We start from the raw sequence: 1,463 nt of genomic DNA, 5'->3' as shown, positions 1-1,463 counted from the left end.
CAGCCCATAATTTTACGGGCGGGGTCTATCTGTCGTTCACTGTATAACGGGCTTTATTGCCAGCCCAGATATTTTATCGTCTACTGATTTTACATGAGAATGAGGTTAACCAGATTAAGCTGGTAACCTCACCCATAATTATATCCCCCCCCCAATGTAAGGGGATATGAATCTTTAGTAACATATATAAGATAACCCATTTTACAGAAATTTTGTATTGTTACCGATTTGAGTCCCAAACCTTTGTAACATATAACCTTCCCTATATCGTTGACGAGCTTTTTCAATGAGTGAATCATTTTCAAATTGTATATATCCAACTAAGTATAATGCTTTTAAGTAGCTTTCAAATCTTACGTTTCCTAGAACTGCATCTTCCTCATTAAATCCCCTAAAGATACTTGTTTCAAGAGATAATAAGTTTGTGCCTATTTGTGTTGTTCCACCTGACATATATACTTGATCATCTGAATTAAGTATAAGATTACAGCCATGACTATAAGGCCTGTTAATATTTTTGTAAAAAGATATTTTCTCATCGGGGGAATCAAGGGTAAGCAGTTTTTTCATTCCTTCTTGATCACGAAAAATATAAACGGTAACGACAGTATGAAAATCTGCATAGGGGTCTTCAGGGAAACTAGGGTCATATAATTCAATAAATTTTTCTTTGGTTATTTGTTTTGCCGCATATTGTTTTATTAATCTTGCGCCGATTTGATCTAGCGTAAACGGATTAGGGATATGTAGAGTCAGGTACTTTTCATACAGTTTATTTATATCAAGCTGCATATAAAATCATCTCCATCTTCTTTTTTTATCATGTAACATAAAAACTTCGACCCAATTTAAGATAACCCATTTTACAGAAATTTTGTATTGTTACCGGTTTGAGTCCCAAACCTTTGTAACCGGTAACCTTCCCTATATCGTTGACGAGCTTTTTCAATGAGTGGATCATTTTCAAATTGTATATATCCAACTAAGTATAATGCTTTTAAGTAGCTTTCAAATCTTACGTTTCCTAGAACTGCATCTTCCTCTTTAAATCCCCTAAAGATACTTGTTTCAAGAGATAATAAGTTTGTGCCTATTTGTGTTGTGCCACCTGACATATATACTTGATCATCTGAATTAAGGATAAGATTACAGCCATGTCTACTATAGTTAATATCTTCGTAAAATGATACTTTTTCATCGGGGGAATCAAGGGTAAGCAGTTTTTTCATTCCTTCTTGATCACGAAAAATATAAACAGTAACGACCGTATGAAAATCTGCATAGAGGTCTTCAGGGAAACTAGGGTCATAACATTCAATAAATTTTTCTTTGGTTATTTGTTTTGCCGCGTATTGTTTTATTAATCTTTCGCCGATTTGTGCTAACGTAAACGGATTAGGGATATGTAAAGTCAGGTACGTTTCATACAGTTTATTTATATCAAGCTGCATATAAAATCATCT

2 protein-coding genes are annotated in these 1,463 nt (G+C 33.9%); both read right to left on the bottom strand.

What is annotated here, in order from left to right; translation table 11 throughout:
* Positions 1–201: 201 nt before the first annotated feature.
* Positions 202–792, bottom strand: a complete 591-nt coding sequence (locus PPOP_RS18750; RefSeq protein WP_006288287.1) for a hypothetical protein — start codon at positions 790–792, stop codon at positions 202–204.
* A gap of 71 nt (positions 793–863) precedes the next feature.
* A complete protein-coding gene (locus PPOP_RS18745; protein WP_006288286.1) occupies positions 864–1,451 on the bottom strand; it encodes a hypothetical protein in 588 nt (195 codons plus the stop codon).
* Positions 1,452–1,463 lie beyond the last annotated feature (12 nt).

Origin of the sequence: Paenibacillus popilliae ATCC 14706, assembly GCF_000315235.1 — a bacterium.
GTDB classification, from domain to species: domain Bacteria; phylum Bacillota; class Bacilli; order Paenibacillales; family Paenibacillaceae; genus Paenibacillus_B; species Paenibacillus_B popilliae.
Note: the sequence above shows the minus strand (reverse complement) of the source record. Positions and strands in the feature narration are given on the sequence as shown.